The organism is Bradyrhizobium sp. Tv2a-2 (genome assembly GCF_000472425.1).
Classification (GTDB): domain Bacteria; phylum Pseudomonadota; class Alphaproteobacteria; order Rhizobiales; family Xanthobacteraceae; genus Bradyrhizobium.
The window spans coordinates 442,911-459,527 of sequence record NZ_AXAI01000002.1 but is presented as its reverse complement, the minus strand read 5'-3'; the positions used below and the strand labels follow the sequence as shown (position 1 = coordinate 459,527).

Below are 16,617 nucleotides of genomic sequence, written 5' to 3'. Positions count from 1 at the left end.
GCCAGGTCGCGTACATGGTCCCGGGAGCTTCGTCCTGTCTCGCGATTTCGGGGAGTGAAGGCCAAGGTTTTGCCGAGGCCGCATTAGATGCTTGCTTTACAGATCCTGATCGACGGCTTTGCTGTCAGCGCCCTGTACGCGCTCGGCGCGATGGGCTTCACACTGATCTTCGGCGTGTCCGGCGTGCTCAACCTGTCGCACGGCGCCATCATGGTGCTGGCAGCGGTCGCCGCCTGGGCCGCCGCGAGCGTGCTGCATACCGACACCTATACCGGCGCGCTGATCGGCGTCGCGGTAGCGTTGATTGCGTCTTTCGCGACCTATTTCGCGGTAGTGCAGCCGATCCAGCAATCGAAGCGGATTCCCAATGAGGAGAAGGAAATCTTCGTCCTGACCGGCACGCTGCTCTGGGGGATCATGATCCAGGAGCTGATCGCATATTTCTTCACCAATAACGCGAAGACCGTGCTTCCGATCATCGAAGGCGTCGTCAATATCCTGGGCGTGCGCACGCCCAAGAACGAAATCTTCACGGCCGTCGTCTGCTGGGTAGTGATCGGCGCCTTGTGGCTGCTCGTGAACCGCACACGGACCGGCAAGGCGGTGCTGGCGGCCTCGATGAACCCGCGCGGCGTGACCCTGCTCGGGCTCGAGCTCAACAGCATCTATCTCGTGGTCTGGGCGATCTATGGCGTGCTAGCCGGCATCGCCGGCGTGCTGCTCGGCATGTTCCTAGGGGTCAGCTCCTACAGCGTCGGACCGCTCACCGCGAGCGCCTTCTCGATCGTGGTGCTGGGCGGCCTCGGCAGCGTGTCCGGCTCGCTCATCGCGGCCTTCGTGGTCGGCTATCTGGAGACGGTCACGGCCTATCTGATCTCACCGGCCTATCGAACCATCCCTGCCCTGCTGCTCCTGGTCGCAGTCATGTATGTCAGGCCGCAAGGCCTGCTCGGGAGGCGCTGAGCATGACCGACTTCTTCAAATCGCGGCTATTCCTGATATCGATCGTGGTCGTCGCGATCGCCGCGACATTGCCGCTCTACGTTTCCGGCTACGTGCTGGGGCTCCTCACCGTCGCCTATTATTTCGGTGTGTTCGCAATGGCCTGGGACCTCCTGTTCGGCTTCGCCGGCGAGGTCAATTTCGGCCCGACCTTCCTGATCGGCGTCGGCGCCTATACGGCCGGCATCCTCAACAACCAATATGGCTGGTCGGTCTATCTGTGCATCTTCCTCGGCGCCATGGCTTCCGTGATCGCCGGTTTGGTCCTTGCGCTGCCGGCGCTGCGGGTCCGCGGTCCCTATTTCGGCCTGACCACGCTGGTCGCCGTCTTGATGCTGCAGAATTTCGTCGTGGTGTTCGCCGATCTCACCGGCGGTGAGATCGGCCTGACCATTCCTGACGTCATCACCATCAGCGCCAACATCAACTACTGGATCGCACTCGGCTTCATGGTGATCAGTGCCGCAATTCTCTACGGCCTGTCGCAATCGCCGATCGGGCTGGTGCTGCAGGCGAGCGGGCAGGATCCGGTCCAGGCCGGCGCGCTCGGCTTCAACATCGTCAAGCACAAGCTGTTCGCCTTCATTGTCAGCGCCTTCTTCTCGGGACTTTCGGGGGCGCTGCTGGTGTTCTATTTCGGCACCGCCTCGGTCGGCACCGTTGTCGACGTCGCTGTCGGCGTCAACGTCATCGTGGCTGCGGTGCTCGGCGGCCGCCGCACGGTGTTGGGCGCCGCACTTGGTGCGATCTTCCTGATCGTCGCGGGCGAGTTCCTGCGGCCGACCGGCGAGCTTGCGACTTTCATCGTCTCCTTTGTCGCGCTCCTGGTCGTGCTGTTCTTCCCCGGCGGCTTCCTTGGAGCTGCACTGTCGCGCGAGGCCCGCTCGTGATGGATGCTCGCATCAACTCCCTTCCCGCGCTGCAGGTGCGCGGCCTGACCAAGCGCTTCGGCGGTCTCACGGCGGTCAAGAACCTCAATCTCGATTTGCGCGAAGGCGAGATCCTCGGCCTGATCGGTCCCAACGGCTCGGGCAAGTCGACCGCCATGAAATCGATCATGGGGATTGAACGCCCGACCGCGGGCGAGGTCACCTTCCAGGGCGAGAACCTCGCCGGCCTGCCGGCTCACAAGATCGCGCGCAAGGGCTTTGGCATGGTCTTCCAGCATTCGCGGCCGCTGAACCGGCAGACCGTGCTGGAGAACATCATGGTGGCGCTGCTGCCGGACAGCCTGTTGATGCTGTTTCCCGACAAGGCGCTCACCGAGCGCGCCAAATGGATCGCCGACCGCGTCGGCCTCGGCAGCGTGATGGACCGCCGGCCGCCGACGCTCCCCTTCGCCGATCTGCGCCGGCTCGAGCTCGCCAAGGCGATCGCGCGCGATCCCAAGGTCGTGCTGGTGGACGAGCCTTTCGCCGGGCTGACGCTGGCCGAGGTCGGGACCTTCTCCGAGCTGATCAAGAGCTTTCGCGACGAGGGCCGTGCGGTGCTGCTGGTCGATCACAACGTCAAGAGCGTGGCGGCGCTGGTCGATCGGGTGCTTGCGATGTATCTCGGCGAGGAGATCGTCACCGGCCGCGCCGACGAGGTGATGCGCAACGAGACCGTGCGGCGCGTCTATCTCGGCGGCGCCATCGAGACCTCCGCGCGGCCGGAGACCAGCTTCAAGGACAAGGTGCCGGCGCTCGAGGTCAAGGACCTCAGTGTCCACTACGGCAAGGCGCAGGCGCTGGAGAATGTCTCCATCCACATCCACCACGGCGAATTCGTCTCGGTGGTCGGCCTCAACGGCGCCGGCAAGACCACGCTGTTCAACGCGATCTCGGGCTTCCTGCCCTATAGCGGCGACATCGTGCGTGACGGCGAGAAGCTGCGCGGGATCAGCCCGGCCAGGATCGCGCGCAGCGGCATCGTGCAATGTCCTGAGTCGCGCGAGCTGTTCGGCGAGATGACGGTGCGGGAAAATCTCGACCTCGGCGGCCAGCATTTGACCGACGAAGTGAGAGGCCAGCAGCTCACCTGGCTGTTCGAACTGTTTCCCATTCTGAAGGAGCGTCAGGGCCAGCTGGCGCAGACGCTGTCAGGCGGCGAGCAGCAGATGCTTGCGATCGGCCGCGCGCTGATGATGCAGCCGAAAATTCTCATCCTTGACGAGCCGACGCTTGGGCTTGCTCCCGTCATCCTGGAGCAACTCTCAAAGGCGCTGGAGAAGCTCCGGCAGACCACCCCGATCACGGTGCTGCTGGGCGAGCAGAACGTGACCTTCGCGCTACCCCACGCTGACCGCGTCTATGTGCTGGAACATGCGCGAATCGTCTGGGAAGGTGATCCAGGCCGCTTCGCGGCAGAGGCCGGCGAAGGCTATTTGTGAGATCGGCAGCCAGAGGGCCGCTTATTCCTCGGCGCTCGTGCCGGCTTCCGCGAGTTCACGCAAGGCGGACGTATCCAGGATGACGATCGCACCGTGCTCGAGCCGGACCCAATTGCGTGCGGCCCACGCCCGCAGCTGCTTGTTGATGCTCTCGCGCGTCATGCCGACCATCTCGCTGATTTCCTGCTGCGTGATGGAAATGGTGTGGTTTGCCGGATCGGGCTTGCGCTTTTCGATCAGGCCCAATAGAGCGCTCGCAAGTCGCCCTGGCAGGTCCTGCAGGATGACCTGCTCGACCTGCTCGCTGGTCCAGCGGAGGCGCGCGCACAAGAGTTCGATGAACTTCATGGCGAGCGTGGGTTGACTCCGCACAAAGGGAAGAAAATCGCGGCGGTCGATGACGAAAATCTCGCAATTGGTATTTGCAGTGGCGTCGGCCGACCGTGGCTGGCCATCGAGTACCGACATCTCGCCGAACAGTTCGCCGGGCCCAACCAGATTGAGAATTGCATTGCGGCCGTCGGGCGAGGAAACGCTGAGCTTCACCGTGCCGCTGATCACGGCGTAGAGACTGTTGCCGGGATCGTCCTTGGCAAACAGCGTGGCACCTCGCTTGAGGATCGTGTGCTTTGCATAACGGCAAAGCTGGTCCAGCGCTTCCGGTTCAAGATCGCGGAAGATCGGATTCTGGCGCAGAACCGATAGCTTGCTGTTTGAGACGCGGCGAGCATCTCCTACGCTTTCCTGGGGCACGCCGGTTGTGACTCCTGGAGCAACTGCGGGGCACGCATTCCTTCCCTAGTCAAGGAACGTGGCATTTTCAACCACAAAGCACCGAAGTGCGTCAGTCCAACGCGCCAAATTCCAGGCTGAGAAGGGAAGAAAAAGAACAATCTTTCTACGATTTGTCTGGATAATACAACCTTAGAGACGACTCAGATCGAGAGTATCCGCGCAGGTCGAGCAGGCGGGTGGACTCACTCATTGCCGAGGCCGATTTCCTTGATCACGCGCGCATATTTGGCGAGTTGCTCGCGCGTCATGGCGCCGAGTTCCTCAGGCGAGCTGCCGCGCACCACAAAGCCGAGATCTTCCAGCTTGCGGCGCACCTCCGCATCGGCAACGGCCTTGCGCACCTCGGCATTAAGCCGGGCGACGACGTCCTTCGGCGTGCCGGCCGGCGCCAGGATCGCGAACCAGGAATTGAACAGGAATCCGGGAAGACCGGATTCCGAAATGGTGGGTACGTCGGGAAACTGCGTCAACCGCTGCGGCGTACTGACCCCGATCAGCCTGACCTGGCCGCCGCGCACCAGCGGGGCGACCGTGCCCAATCCCTGAAAGCCGACTGGAATCTGGCCGGCAGCGACATCAGTCGCCGCCTGGGTCGCGCCCTTGTAGGGCACGTGCGTCAATGTGACGCCTGCGGCGGAGGCAAACATCGCCATCGCCAGATGTTGCGGGCTGCCGGGGCCGCCGGTGCCGTAATCGATTTTTCCGGGCGCGGCCCTGGCTGCCGCGATCAGGTCCGCGGCGGATTTGTAGGGAGTCTGGTTGCCTGTGATCAGGCCCCATTCGACGGTGGCAACGAGCGAGACCGGCTCGAAATCCTTCAGGATGTCCCAACGCAGCCTTGCCTGCAGGTTCGGCACCATGGTCATGATGCTGTCGTTGAAGCCGCCGATCGTATAGCCGTCGGGATCGGCATGGGCGACCTGCTCGGCGCCAATCAGTCCGGAGGCGCCGGGCAGATTCAGGATCACGAACTGCTGGCCCATATTGTCGGCCATCTTCTGAGTGACGATCCTGGCCGCCACATCGACGGCGCTGGCCGCCGCCAGCGGCACAATCATCTTGATCGGCCGGTCCGGATAAGTCGCCTGTGCAAGGGCAGCAGGGCCCGCGGCCAGAACAGCGAGCACCACGGCAAGCCAACGAGACAAACGCATCCCGTACTCCCACTTTTCGATTGCCTGTCCGGCAAGCTGGCCGCAATCATTGCGGAGAGACTGCTCTCTCGTCACCGCCTTGGCAATCGGCCAAAGGGCGAGATGAGCGAGGTGGCCTAGAAGCTCCGTCGCTTTGGCGTCGGCGCGTTCGCCTGCGTCGTCGTCCGGGACTGATGATCGGCCCAAGCCAGCACGGCTGCGAAGCCGACAAAGACGACAGATACGGCAAGGCCGAGAATCAGCGCATCAAACGGCATGAGAGCCTCCTTGGTCTGTTGCCAATATGACGTTGTGGGCAAACGGGGGCGTTGACGCGGATCAAGGACACGCGCGATGGAGGGAGATTCTAAGCAGCCGCCAAAGCCTCGGCACGCGCAGGATCGAGCAGACGCACGCCGCCGGAAATGATCTCGATGACGCCGACACGCTCGAGCTTGGTGAAGGTGCGGCTGACGGTCTCGATCGTCAGACCGAGATAATCCGCAATGTCCTGCCGGCTCATCGGCAACGGCAAGGTGGCTGACGCCCCATTCTGCCGAGCCAGCCGATCGCGCCAGCTGACCAGGAAGGTTGCGACCTTCTCCTCGGCCGAACGACGCCCCAGGAGCACCATGTGCTCACGCGCCTGGGACAGTTCGCGGATCGCGAATTCGTTGATGCGACGCAGGAGATGCGGCTTGTCCTCGGCAAAACGCTGGAAAGACACTTTGGAAAATCGGCAGACCGCGACCGCGTTGATTGCATCCGCCGAGAAGGCGTTACGGCCTGACGCCGTCATCCCGAGAAAATCGCCGGGCAAGGCAAATCCCACGATTTGCCTGCGACCATCGGGCAGCAGCTTGTAGAGACGCATCACGCCTTCAATCAGATTGTAGAACGAGATGGCCATTTCCTCCTCGGCGAAAACCGTCTCGCAGGGCGCGAAGTGTGCGTGCCGGCTGAGACGTTCGAATTCCTGCATCTCCGTCTTGTCGAGCGAGGCGCAGATGCTGAATGGGCGCACCAGACAATCGGCGCAGGATTGCCCATTTGACCCGATCGCAGCCAGGAAAGCTTTCATCTCCATCTCCGCGGCTGTCAGGCGGCCGCGGATGTGCGCGCCGATCAGTCCGATGACATCTTAGTCAAATGACCGCAGGACGATTGACGCAGATCAAACGCGGCGGCGATCGCAGCCCTATCGAGCGACCGAAATCCAAGGCTGATCGCTCTATAGCGCCTGCACGCTCCAGCCGATCATCTCCCTGGCAATCCGGTCGAAGCTATCGCTGAACGCGCCGACCGCTGCGGCCGGCGCGAGTTGATCCAGTTTCTGGCTGTCTTCGAACAGCTTTGAGGCGATCACCTTGCCGTTCTTGTCGAGGAGCCGCGCCGACAGCGCAATTTCGACCGCAGGCGATGGCTCGGTCACAATTCGAAAGCGCCTGATATCGATGAGCAGCTGGAAGTCGGGCTGCCCCAGATCGGCCGTACGCAATGGCGCATGCGAGATGTCGTAATTCTCGAAACTGTCGATCAGCCTGGCCTGCAGCAGCTTCGGAATGCTGTCCGCCCAGAGGAAATCAGCAAAGTCGGGGTAATCCTTGACGGGCGAGAACAACATCTTCTGAGTCTGAAGCATGGCGACCGCCGTCGGCTCGGGTATGGCCAGTTGCCCCTTTATGGTCTTGGTCGGTGTGCCGAGATCCTGCGGCGCCCGCAGATCGTAGGTTACCTTCTGCACAGGCGCGCCGCCCCCAGTCATCTTCTCAAGGCCGGAGATAATGGCGTCGAGTTTTCCCGTGTTGCGCGCGAGCCCGTCCGAAAAGGTCTTGAAATTGGCGATGGTGTCCTTCAGCGGTTCGGAGTTCTCCGACAGCACCGTATCGACCTTGCTCAGCGCTTCGCGCGCGGCCTGCGTCATGCTGAGACCGGCACCGGGCTCGGCGATCAGGGTCGGCACCTGGCCCGAACTCGCGAGTTGCGTCCCTCCCTCGAGCGCAATCACGGGAACGCCGGTCAGCCCCTGAAATTCCAGCCCCACCTTGGTATCGGCGCGCACCGGCGTGGTCGCGGCGACCGAGATCGTAGTATTGACGCGGCGCGGGTTGTCCGGGGCGAGACCAAGCTGCGTGACCTCGCCGACGCGGATGCCATTGAACAACACCGCCGCTCCTACCACGAGGCCCGGCACCGAGCCCTCAAACTGCACGTGATAGCTCGCGCGAGGCCCAAGGCCACCGGTGTTGTTCAGCCAGTAGATGAAGCCGAAAACGGCGACGATGGCGGCCAGCACGAAGGCGCCGATCAGGGCGAAAGGAGCGCGGGTTTCCATCGGTTCATCTCGTTTGAGGTTGCAGCATCTGGGAGCGCTTGCCGTGGAAATAGGCCCGCACCCAGGGATGCTCGGATTGCAGCAATTCGGGCATCGGTCCGATCGCAACGATCTTGCCGTCTGCCAGCGCCGCAACGCGGTCGCAAACCGCATTCAGGCTGGCGAGGTCGTGGGTCACCATGAACACCGTGAGCCCGAGCGTCTTTTGCAATGTCTTGATCAGGGCGTCGAAATCGCTGGCAGCGATCGGATCGAGGCCCGAGGTCGGCTCATCCAGAAAAACGATCACGGGATCGAGCGCGAGCGCCCGCGCCAGCGCCACGCGCTTGGTCATCCCGCCCGACAATTCCGTAGGGTATTTGTCGCCGTCTTCCGGCGCCAGTCCCACCATCTCGAGCTTGGCGGTGGCAATCTCGTCCATCAACGACTGCGACAGCACCAGGTTTTCGCGCAAAGGAAACTGGATGTTCTGGCGCACGGTCAATGACGAAAACAGCGCGCCCTGCTGGAACAGGATGCCCCATCGCGCTGCCGCGCTTTGCGTCACGCGATCCCCGGCGTCGCCAATCGGCCTGCCCATGACTTCGATTTCGCCGCTGCCCGGCGGGATCAGTCCAATGATGGTCCGCATCAGGACCGACTTGCCGCCGCCGGAGGCGCCGACCAGCCCGAGGATCTCTCCCTTGCGCACATCAAGCGACAGATGGTCGAGCACAGTCTGATGGCCAAAGCCGACAACGAGATCGCGCACGCGAATGGCGAAGCCCTTATCCACCTGTTGCATCGCTACATCCCAATCGATGCAAAGAAGATGGCGAAGAGCCCGTCCAACACGATGACCAGGAAGATCGATTTCACCACCGAGGTCGTGGTCTGCTTGCCGAGCGACTCGGCGCTGCCCTCGACCCGCAGGCCCTCGCTGCAGGCAACGATGCCGATCACCAGCGCCATGAACGGCGCCTTGAGGATACCGACCTCGAAATGGGCGAGGGAAATCGCGTCATGCAGGCGCGCCAAATAGATCGCCGGCGACATGTCGCCATAGAGCTGTGCGACCAGGCCGCCGCCATAGAGTGCGGCGATCGATCCGATGAAGGCGAGAATCGGCAGCGCGATCACCAGGGCCGCAACCCTCGGCAGGATCAATACGTCCACCGGGTTGAGCCCCATGGTGGACAGCGCATCGATCTCCTCGCGCATCATCATCGAGCCGAGCTCGGCGGTGTAGGCGCTGCCCGAGCGGCCCGCGACCATGATCGCGACGATCAACACGCCAAGCTCGCGCAGCACCAGGATGCCGACCATATCGACCGTGTAGGACTCCGCGCCGAAGCGGCGGAAATGAAAGAAGCCCTGCTGGGCGATGATGGCGCCGATCAGAAAGGTAATCAGCACGATGATCGGGATCGCCTGCCAGCCGACCCGGTAGAGCTGATAGACCAGCGACGTCAGGCGCAGGGAGCGCGGCTTGCGCAACACGTTGACGAGCGCCGCAAACAGCGCCCCCAGCATCTGCAGGAAGGCCACGGCATCTTGGCGCGCGCTCAAGGTAGCGCGTCCGACATCTCGGAGCCGTGCGAGAACGGGATTGTCTGCGGCTTTCGGCGCGGGATTGTGACGGTTGACCTGCCGAACCTCGTCCATCAAGCCGGAATAATTATCGGCAATGCCGACGATTTCGGCCCGATGTCCCCGGGACACCGCGCCCCGGGACAGCTTTTCCAGGAGCCAGGCGCCGAGCGTGTCGAGTTCCTTCACGTCGGCCATGTCGACCCGCAGCGAGCCGGAGCGGTCGAGCTCGGACGCGACCGCCTCGGTCAGATGCTCGAGCCTGGCAACATTGGCGGCGACCCAGGCGCCGCCCGGGCGCAGCTCGAGCTGATCGCCCGAAGGCGTAGCGGTCAGCACAGGTTCGGATATCAAGACTTGCATTCCTTTCGACGAGCATTCGCAGCCAGCTCGTACTAGTAAAGGCCGTGCTTCCAGTCGCGTTTGACTTACCTCAAATTGTCCTCGTGCGGCCATGCCGTCGACGCAAATCAAAGAGCGCCTGTCGCCCTCGTTTAGGCTTCCAATGCAATTGGCGAGGATGAGCGACGTTTGATCGAAGTACGCCGGGAGACGAGCTGCGGTGGCGAAGCGACCGCGAGCGATCGGACCTCGGCGGCGCAGTAAGACAGAATCGTCAGAGCTTCAGCCGGACCTTGCAGATGTCCGCCTCGGTCGGATCCGACTTCACCTCGAAGCCGAGGCTGCGACACATGTCGAGCATCACGTGGTTCTCGTGCAGCACGTCGCCTGAAATCTCCTTGAGGCCCTCGGAGCGGGCATATTCGATGATGAGCTGCATCAACGCCCAGCCCAATCCCTTGCCCTTCAGGTCGGAGCGCAGCAGGATGGCGTACTCGCCGCTCTCATAGATCGAGTCGGAGTGGATCCGCACCACGCCGAGCAACTCGCTGGTCGCTTCGTCGAATGCGACAAAGGCCATGGCGCGCGCGTAGTCGAGCTGGGTCAGGCGAGCGATGAATTGGTGGGTGAACTCCTTGATCGGCGCGAAGAAGCGCAGCCGAAGATCGTTGGGCGTGACATGCCGCAGGAACTCGTGGATCAGGGGTTCGTCTTCGGGACGAATAGGCCGCGCAAGAATGCGCCAGCCGTCCTTCACCTGAATATGCCGTTCCCATCGCGACGGATAAGGCCGCACCGCGAATTTGGCCGGGCCCCTGCCCCGGAATTTCGGTGCGACGCTCCCAATGGCGACGCGTGCGTCGACCGCAGTAACCCCGTTTTCATCCGCCAGTAACGGATTGATGTCGAGCTCGCGGATTTCTGGAATATCAGCAGCCATCTGCGACAGCTTGACCAGCACCAACGGCACCGCATCGGCCTTGACCGCAGACACGTCACGATAGGCGCCCAGCAGGCGGGAGACGCGGGTACGCCCGACCAGCTCGCGAGCGAGCTGCATGTCGAGCGGCGGCAGCGCGAGTGCCTTGTCATTGATGATCTCGACGGCAGTTCCGCCACGACCAAATACCACAACCGTACCGAAGGTCGGGTCGTCGGCGAGGCCCATGATAAGCTCCCGCGCCTTGGCACGAACCACCATCTCCTGCACGATGACACCGGAAATTCGTGCGTCCGGGCAGCGGGCCTTGGCGCGCGCCATAATGTCGATTGTCGCAGCGCGCACCGCGTCCGGGCTCGTCAGGTTAAGCACGACACCTCCGACATCGGACTTGTGCGCGATATCGCGCGAATTGATCTTCAACACGACGGTCGCACCGCGTGCGAAGATCTGCGAGGCATGGGCCACGGCCTGATCGGGATCGGCGGCGGCAAAAGTGGCCACCATCGTGATCTCGTACGCCGCGAGCAGCTGCTTGATCTCGATCAGGTCCAGCCATTGGCGGCCATCGGCAAGCGCGGTGTTGACGATGCGCTTCGCTGCTTCGGTATTCGGCTCGAAGCTCTCGGGCAACGCGGGCGGGACCTGCATCAGTTCGTCCACCACCTGGCGATGGTGCACGAGATGCATGAAACCGCGCACCGCATCACCGCCGGTCGGATAGTTCGGAATGCCCGCGCTACTAAGCAACTCGACCGCCTTGGGCTCTCCTCCGACCCAAACGGCCAGCACGGGCTTGGCCCAGCGGGCATTTTGCTTGCGATGCTCGCCGACCACACTGATAACGGTCGCAGCGACTTCCTCGGCAGACGCGAGCGCCGTCTGCACATTCATCACCAGGATTGCGTCGTTGCCGCGATCGGCCAGCAATATTTCCAATGCTGCAGCGTAGCGCGCAGCATCCGCGTCGCCAACGATATCGATGGGATTTGAATCGGACCAGGTCGGTGGCAACACTGCATCGAGCTTCTCGCGAATGTCGGGCGCGAGCACAGCGAGGGTACCTCCGAGCTCGACGAGCCGGTCGACCGCGAGGGCGCCGATGCCGCCGCCATTGGTGAGGATCGCCAGCCGCTTTCCCGGCCGCCATCCCGGCCGTCCCAATGTCTCGGCACAATCGAACAAGTCCCGCAAGTCCGACACGCGCAGGATCCCGGCCCGCCGGAACGCTGCGTCATGGACCGCATCCGAACTCGCCAGCGTACCACTGTGGGTTCCGACCGCGCCGACGCGTTGCGTCGCGCGGTCGGGTTTCACTACCACGACCGGTATGACCCTCGCGGCAGCGCGCGCCGCCGACATGAATTTGCGCGCGTTTTTGACCGCCTCAACGTAAAGGAGGATGGCCCGCGTCCGGCCGTCCAGCGCGAAGTAATCGAGCAGGTCAGCGATATCGACGTCGAGTTGATCGCCGATCGAGACGACCCCCGAAAAGCCGACTCCGCGCTGGGCTGCCCAATCGACCATGCCGGCAGCGATCGCGCCCGACTGCGATATCAACGCCAGCGATCCCGCGGCGGGCATATGCGCAGCGAAACTTGCGTTGAGCTGGGCGCCCGGCATCATGATGCCGAGAGAATCCGGGCCGATGAGGCGCATGCCATATTTTTGCGCTTCGCGCTCCGCCGCCTCGGCGAACGAACCTGCTCCATGGCCGAACCCGGCGGTGACGATCACAGCACCGGCGCTTCCAAGACGTCCCGCCTGATCAATGATCCCAGGAATGGATTGCGGCGGCGTCGTGATGACGACGAGTTCGGGAACAAAAGGAAGCTGTTCAAGCCCACGGACCGCGGTCAGGCCGTGGATCTCGTGATACCGCGCATTTACGAGACCGAGCTTGCCACCGAATTTCGCCTTCAGGATATTTCCGAGAATAGCAGCGCCAACAGAGCCGCGGCGCGGGCTCGCGCCAACCAGCGCAACCGAACGAGGCGACAGGAGGCTGTTCAGACGATACGTCGACATCGGCAATGATCCGGCTCGCGGCCGTCCGGCTTTATCAGCATTTCGATCGAATTTCAGCCGGCGCCTAGCGCGACATCATAACCCAGCATGGTGGCTGGCCGATGATGGTCTTTGTGACCCCGCCCCAGACAGTCTCGTTCAGTCTTGAATGGTGATAGGCCCCCATGACCAACAGATGGACCTGGTGCGCGCTCACATGGGCCGCAAGCACCTTCCCGATCGAACTGCCGCTGATCCCGATGGTTGTGAATGTCGCGCTGACGCCATGCTCGGCCAGATGTTCGCTCAGGGCCCTGCCGGATCTGACCTCTTCCGCGGTGGCATCATCGGTGGCCGTCACGATATGGACTGTTTCGGCCGCTTTCAGGATCGGAAGTGCGTCGCCGACCGCCCTTGCGGCGGGTGCGCTGCCGTCCCAGGCGATCAGGACATCATTCAGCACTAGTGGAAGATCGGCGGCCAGTTCCTCCGGGCACAGGATCATCGGCCGTCCGGATTCGAACAAGAGCCGTTCGACCAGCCGTTCCGAGAACGAGTGATGGGATTTGACCGGAACAAGCGACAGGTCGTGCAGGCGAGCCGCACGGGCAATCGTGTCGGCGACATCGGCACTCGCGAGCCGATGCAACTCGGCTACACTCCGGACGCCCAGGCTTGCTGCGACGTCATGGAAAATCTTCAGGAAACCCTGCGCGTCGGTGACGCTTCGGACAGCCGCTATCGCAGCGGCATTATCGAGATCCGGGGAAATCAACACTTTCGGACGAACTGAAATGTCCTCTTCGACCGCAACAGCCGTCACCCTTGCACCGAAATCGCCGCATATCGCCATGCATTTTTGGATGGCAGCGCGGGCTGCCTCGCTGGGTTCGCCGACCAGCGGCAACTGGATGTCCTTGATCGCCATCGGAACTCTCCTTTGCCCATGACAGTGAGCCAGTCGGGCGAGGTGCGAGTTGATCTTGCTCAAGCCGCCATGGACGGCGGAAGGCAAAAAGGTGGTGCCGAATTATCCTATGCTGAGACTACGTTGTCCGGGAGAAGCATGAATGCGCGCGATGGTACTCACGGCGCAGGGATCGCCCCTTCGGCTCGAGGAACGACCCGATCCGCAGCCGGGCGGCGGCGAAATCCGCGTCGCGGTCGGCGCGTGCGGGGTCTGCCGCACCGATCTCCATGTCGTCGACGGGGAACTTCCTGATATCAAATGCCCCATTGTTCCGGGCCATGAGATCGTCGGCCGCGTCGATCTCATTGGCCCCAATGTGACAACACACCGGATTGGGGATCGCGTCGGAATCCCCTGGCTCGGATATACCTGCGGGATTTGCCGATTTTGCCGTGAACGCATGGAAAACCTCTGCGACCGCCCGCTCTTCACCGGCTACACCCGGGACGGCGGCTTCGCCAGCCATACCATTGCCGACGCACGCTATGCCTTTCCGCTGGGCGATGACGGCGATGACGTTTCGATCGCGCCGCTATTGTGCGCCGGCCTGATCGGATGGCGGTCGCTGGTGATGGCCGGTAACGCCGAACGGCTCGGGATTTACGGCTTCGGCGCCGCCGGGCATATCATCGCCCAGATCGCGAAATGGCAGGGCCGCTCGGTTTACGCCTTCACGCGAGGCGGCGACGTCGTCGCGCAGGAATTTGCAAGGCGGCTCGGTGCGGTGTGGGTGGGAGCTTCGGACGATGCGCCGGATCGACCGCTTGACGCTGCGATCATTTACGCGCCTGCAGGTGAACTCGTTCCGGCCGCGCTGCGTGCTGTGCGAAAGGGTGGCCGCGTGGTCTGCGCCGGGATTCACATGAGCGACATCCCAAGCTTTCCATATGCGCTGCTTTGGGAAGAGCGACAGCTGGTATCAGTGGCCAACCTGACGCGCCAGGACGGCCTGGATTTCCTCAAGGTTGCGCCGCTGGCGGGCGTGAAGACGCAGACGACGGCATTTCCCCTCGATCAGGCCAACGAGGTCTTGTCCAAGCTGCGAACAGGCCAGATTCTGGGCGCCGCGGTGCTGAGGCCGTGAAGCGCGCCATCGGTGACACATGACAGGTTCCGCGACAGACGACGCCGGGATGCAGGAGAGAGTGTTCGCTTTCCTTTGCGATCCCGTTCATCCCCGCGATGTGCAGCGGATCGACACCCACGCGGCATCGGTTTTTCTGCAAGGCGATCGCGCGCTCAAGATCAAGCGCGCCGTGCGCTTTCCCTTTCTCGACTATTCGACGCTGGACAAGCGAAAGGCCGCCTGTGAGCAGGAGATCAGGGTGAACCGGCCGTTTGCACCGCAAATCTATCGCCGCGTCGTACCGATCACGCAAGATGGCGATGGAACGCTAAGCCTCGATGGACCGGGCAGGCCAGTCGAATATGCCGTCGAAATGAAGCGATTCGACGAGCGCAAGACGATCGACCATCTTGCACGCGATGGCGCGCTTGATGGCCATCTTGTGGATGCCATCGCCGATGTCATTGCAGCCGCGCACCGTGCCGCGCCGGTGGCGTCGGCGGATTCCTGGCTGCAATCGATCCCAAAGCTCATCGCCAACAATTCGAGCGCCCTGCGCGCAGCAGGTTGCTTTTCCACCGACGAGGTCGAAGAGCTCGGAGCCGCATCGCAAGCCGCATTTTCACGCCTTCGTCCGTTGCTGGAGCGACGTGGCGAAGAAGGATTTGTGCGGCGCTGTCATGGCGACCTGCATCTCGCCAATATTGTCGTGATCGACGAGAAGCCGGTCCTGTTCGACGCGATCGAATTTGACGAGAAGATCGCCTCGATCGACGTGCTTTACGATCTGGCGTTCGTGCTGATGGATCTGCTGCATTACGGCAGGCGCGATGCGGCGAACACGGTTCTCAACCGCTATCTTTCCGTCACCCCAGCTGAGAATCTGGACATGCTGACGACGCTTCCGCTCCTGATGTCGATCCGCGCCGCCATCCGCGCGCATGTGCTCCCGGCCCGCGCCGGTCGTGCCAACTCCGACAGCGCAGCCAAGGACGCGCGGGCCTATTTTGATCTGGCCAAGCAATTGATCCATCCGCGCCCACCTAGCTTGATCGCTGTCGGCGGACTGTCCGGCACGGGCAAATCGGTCATGGCGCGCGTACTAGCCCCCTATGCCCCGCCCGAGCCGGGCGCAATCATCCTGCGCAGCGACGTCTTGCGAAAGCAGCTGTTCGGAGTTGCCCCGGAGGAGAAGCTACCAGAGACCGCCTACCGGCCAGAGATCAGCGATGAAATCTATGATCTCCTCTCGCAGCAGGTCGACCATGTTCTCTCGCAAGGTCATTCGGCCATAGCCGATGCGGTTTTTGCCCGCGAGAGCGAGCGCGCAGCGATCCAGGATGTCGCGCGCCAACTGCACATTCGCTTCATAGGATTATTTCTGGTTGCGGACCTCAAGACCCGGCAAGGGAGGATTTCGCGGCGCACCGGAGACGCTTCAGATGCAACGGCGGAGGTTGCCCGGCTCCAGGAGCAATATGACGTCGGTTCACTCGACTGGGCAGTCGTCGACGCCTCCGGCACGCCTGAGGAGACCTTGAGCAAGTGCCTCAAGCTCGCCGCGCTGAACGTGATATCGAAATAGGGAGCCCCCTTTCTCTTAAGGGTGGACGTAGTCGCCCGGACGGCCGCCGCTGCTCTTGGGTCGTCTGAACGTGAGATCAATCTTCGGATGGGCGATCGAACAGGCGCGACACCGCATCGACCGTCCGTCGACTGTGCTTGAAGATTCGCTCACAATCGCGGCGGATGAAGTCGATCTGGTGCTGGCCGCATTCCTCGAACATCGTCTTCACGTTGTTGACCGAGTGGGCGCTCGCCATTTTCGAGGTGAACTCGGCAAACAGATGCGCCTCGGTTCGCGCCCGATCGAGCCATTCTTCGGTTGCGAAGACGGCCTCCTCCAGCGCGACCCGCTGTACGCCACAAAGAAAATCCAGGATCCCCTTGTTCGTTCGGGCAACCGGCCCTGTGGCTTCGACCGCTGGGGGCTCGATACCGGCAGCCTGCATTTCGGACAACTCAGCCATGTGAATCTCCCGATAAGGTCTTGGTCGATTTCAAGCTTAAGTACCTGAGCAAGGGCC

The 16,617-nt window shown here is 62.6% G+C and carries 15 protein-coding genes; 5 read left to right on the top strand and 10 right to left on the bottom strand.

All coding sequences use genetic code 11. From position 1 onward, the window contains the following. Window positions 1–87: 87 nt before the first annotated feature. From A3AI_RS0105785 to A3AI_RS0105775, 3 genes are read left to right on the top strand one after another with little or no spacing between them, the layout of a single operon-like run. A complete protein-coding gene (locus A3AI_RS0105785) occupies window positions 88–963 on the top strand; it encodes a branched-chain amino acid ABC transporter permease (protein WP_024514662.1) in 876 nt (291 codons plus the stop codon). 2 nt (window positions 964–965) lie between these two features. Further along, window positions 966–1,892, top strand: coding sequence for a branched-chain amino acid ABC transporter permease (locus tag A3AI_RS0105780; RefSeq protein WP_024514661.1), 927 nt, complete (start codon window positions 966–968; stop codon window positions 1,890–1,892). Continuing rightward, window positions 1,892–3,373, top strand: a complete 1,482-nt coding sequence (locus A3AI_RS0105775) for an ATP-binding cassette domain-containing protein (protein ID WP_024514660.1) — start codon at window positions 1,892–1,894, stop codon at window positions 3,371–3,373. Before A3AI_RS0105780 ends, A3AI_RS0105775 begins: the two co-directional genes overlap by 1 nt. Window positions 3,374–3,394: 21 nt before the next feature. On the opposite strand, the gene A3AI_RS0105770 is transcribed toward A3AI_RS0105775, so the two are convergent. The 9 genes from A3AI_RS0105770 to A3AI_RS0105725 form a co-directional block, all read right to left on the bottom strand. Beyond that, window positions 3,395–4,126 carry a Crp/Fnr family transcriptional regulator gene (locus A3AI_RS0105770; RefSeq protein ID WP_024514659.1) on the bottom strand — a complete coding sequence of 244 codons (732 nt, stop codon included), beginning with the start codon at window positions 4,124–4,126 and terminating at the stop codon, window positions 3,395–3,397. A gap of 224 nt (window positions 4,127–4,350) precedes the next feature. Beyond that, complete coding sequence (locus A3AI_RS0105765; RefSeq protein ID WP_024514658.1) at window positions 4,351–5,322, bottom strand: Bug family tripartite tricarboxylate transporter substrate binding protein; 972 nt, start codon at window positions 5,320–5,322, stop codon at window positions 4,351–4,353. A gap of 116 nt (window positions 5,323–5,438) precedes the next feature. Then, complete coding sequence (locus A3AI_RS48685; RefSeq protein ID WP_198030063.1) at window positions 5,439–5,579, bottom strand: hypothetical protein; 141 nt, start codon at window positions 5,577–5,579, stop codon at window positions 5,439–5,441. Between the two features lie 89 nt (window positions 5,580–5,668). Continuing rightward, window positions 5,669–6,382: a helix-turn-helix domain-containing protein gene (locus tag A3AI_RS0105755; protein WP_024514657.1), complete on the bottom strand. Its 714-nt coding sequence runs from the start codon at window positions 6,380–6,382 to the stop codon at window positions 5,669–5,671. A gap of 150 nt (window positions 6,383–6,532) precedes the next feature. Then, on the bottom strand, window positions 6,533–7,636 hold the full coding sequence (locus A3AI_RS0105750) for an ABC-type transport auxiliary lipoprotein family protein (RefSeq protein ID WP_024514656.1): 1,104 nt from the start codon (window positions 7,634–7,636) through the stop codon (window positions 6,533–6,535). 4 nt (window positions 7,637–7,640) lie between these two features. Continuing rightward, window positions 7,641–8,420, bottom strand: coding sequence for an ABC transporter ATP-binding protein (locus tag A3AI_RS42270; protein ID WP_036047460.1), 780 nt, complete (start codon window positions 8,418–8,420; stop codon window positions 7,641–7,643). Window positions 8,421–8,422: 2 nt separating this feature from the next. Next, window positions 8,423–9,559 carry an MlaE family ABC transporter permease gene (locus tag A3AI_RS0105735; protein WP_024514653.1) on the bottom strand — a complete coding sequence of 379 codons (1,137 nt, stop codon included), beginning with the start codon at window positions 9,557–9,559 and terminating at the stop codon, window positions 8,423–8,425. Between the two features lie 262 nt (window positions 9,560–9,821). Continuing rightward, complete coding sequence (locus tag A3AI_RS0105730) at window positions 9,822–12,515, bottom strand: bifunctional acetate--CoA ligase family protein/GNAT family N-acetyltransferase (protein WP_024514652.1); 2,694 nt, start codon at window positions 12,513–12,515, stop codon at window positions 9,822–9,824. A gap of 64 nt (window positions 12,516–12,579) precedes the next feature. Next, entirely contained in the window at window positions 12,580–13,422 is an 843-nt protein-coding gene (locus A3AI_RS0105725) for a universal stress protein (RefSeq protein WP_024514651.1), read from the bottom strand. A 142-nt stretch (window positions 13,423–13,564) separates the two neighbouring features. On the opposite strand from A3AI_RS0105725, the gene A3AI_RS0105720 reads away from it, so the two are divergent. After that, on the top strand, window positions 13,565–14,548 hold the full coding sequence (locus tag A3AI_RS0105720; RefSeq protein ID WP_024514650.1) for a zinc-dependent alcohol dehydrogenase family protein: 984 nt from the start codon (window positions 13,565–13,567) through the stop codon (window positions 14,546–14,548). 19 nt (window positions 14,549–14,567) lie between these two features. Beyond that, a complete protein-coding gene (locus A3AI_RS0105715; RefSeq protein WP_024514649.1) occupies window positions 14,568–16,115 on the top strand; it encodes a bifunctional aminoglycoside phosphotransferase/ATP-binding protein in 1,548 nt (515 codons plus the stop codon). Window positions 16,116–16,191: 76 nt separating this feature from the next. Here A3AI_RS0105715 and A3AI_RS0105710 read toward each other — a convergent pair whose 3' ends face one another. After that, window positions 16,192–16,560: a hypothetical protein gene (locus A3AI_RS0105710; protein ID WP_024514648.1), complete on the bottom strand. Its 369-nt coding sequence runs from the start codon at window positions 16,558–16,560 to the stop codon at window positions 16,192–16,194. Window positions 16,561–16,617 lie beyond the last annotated feature (57 nt).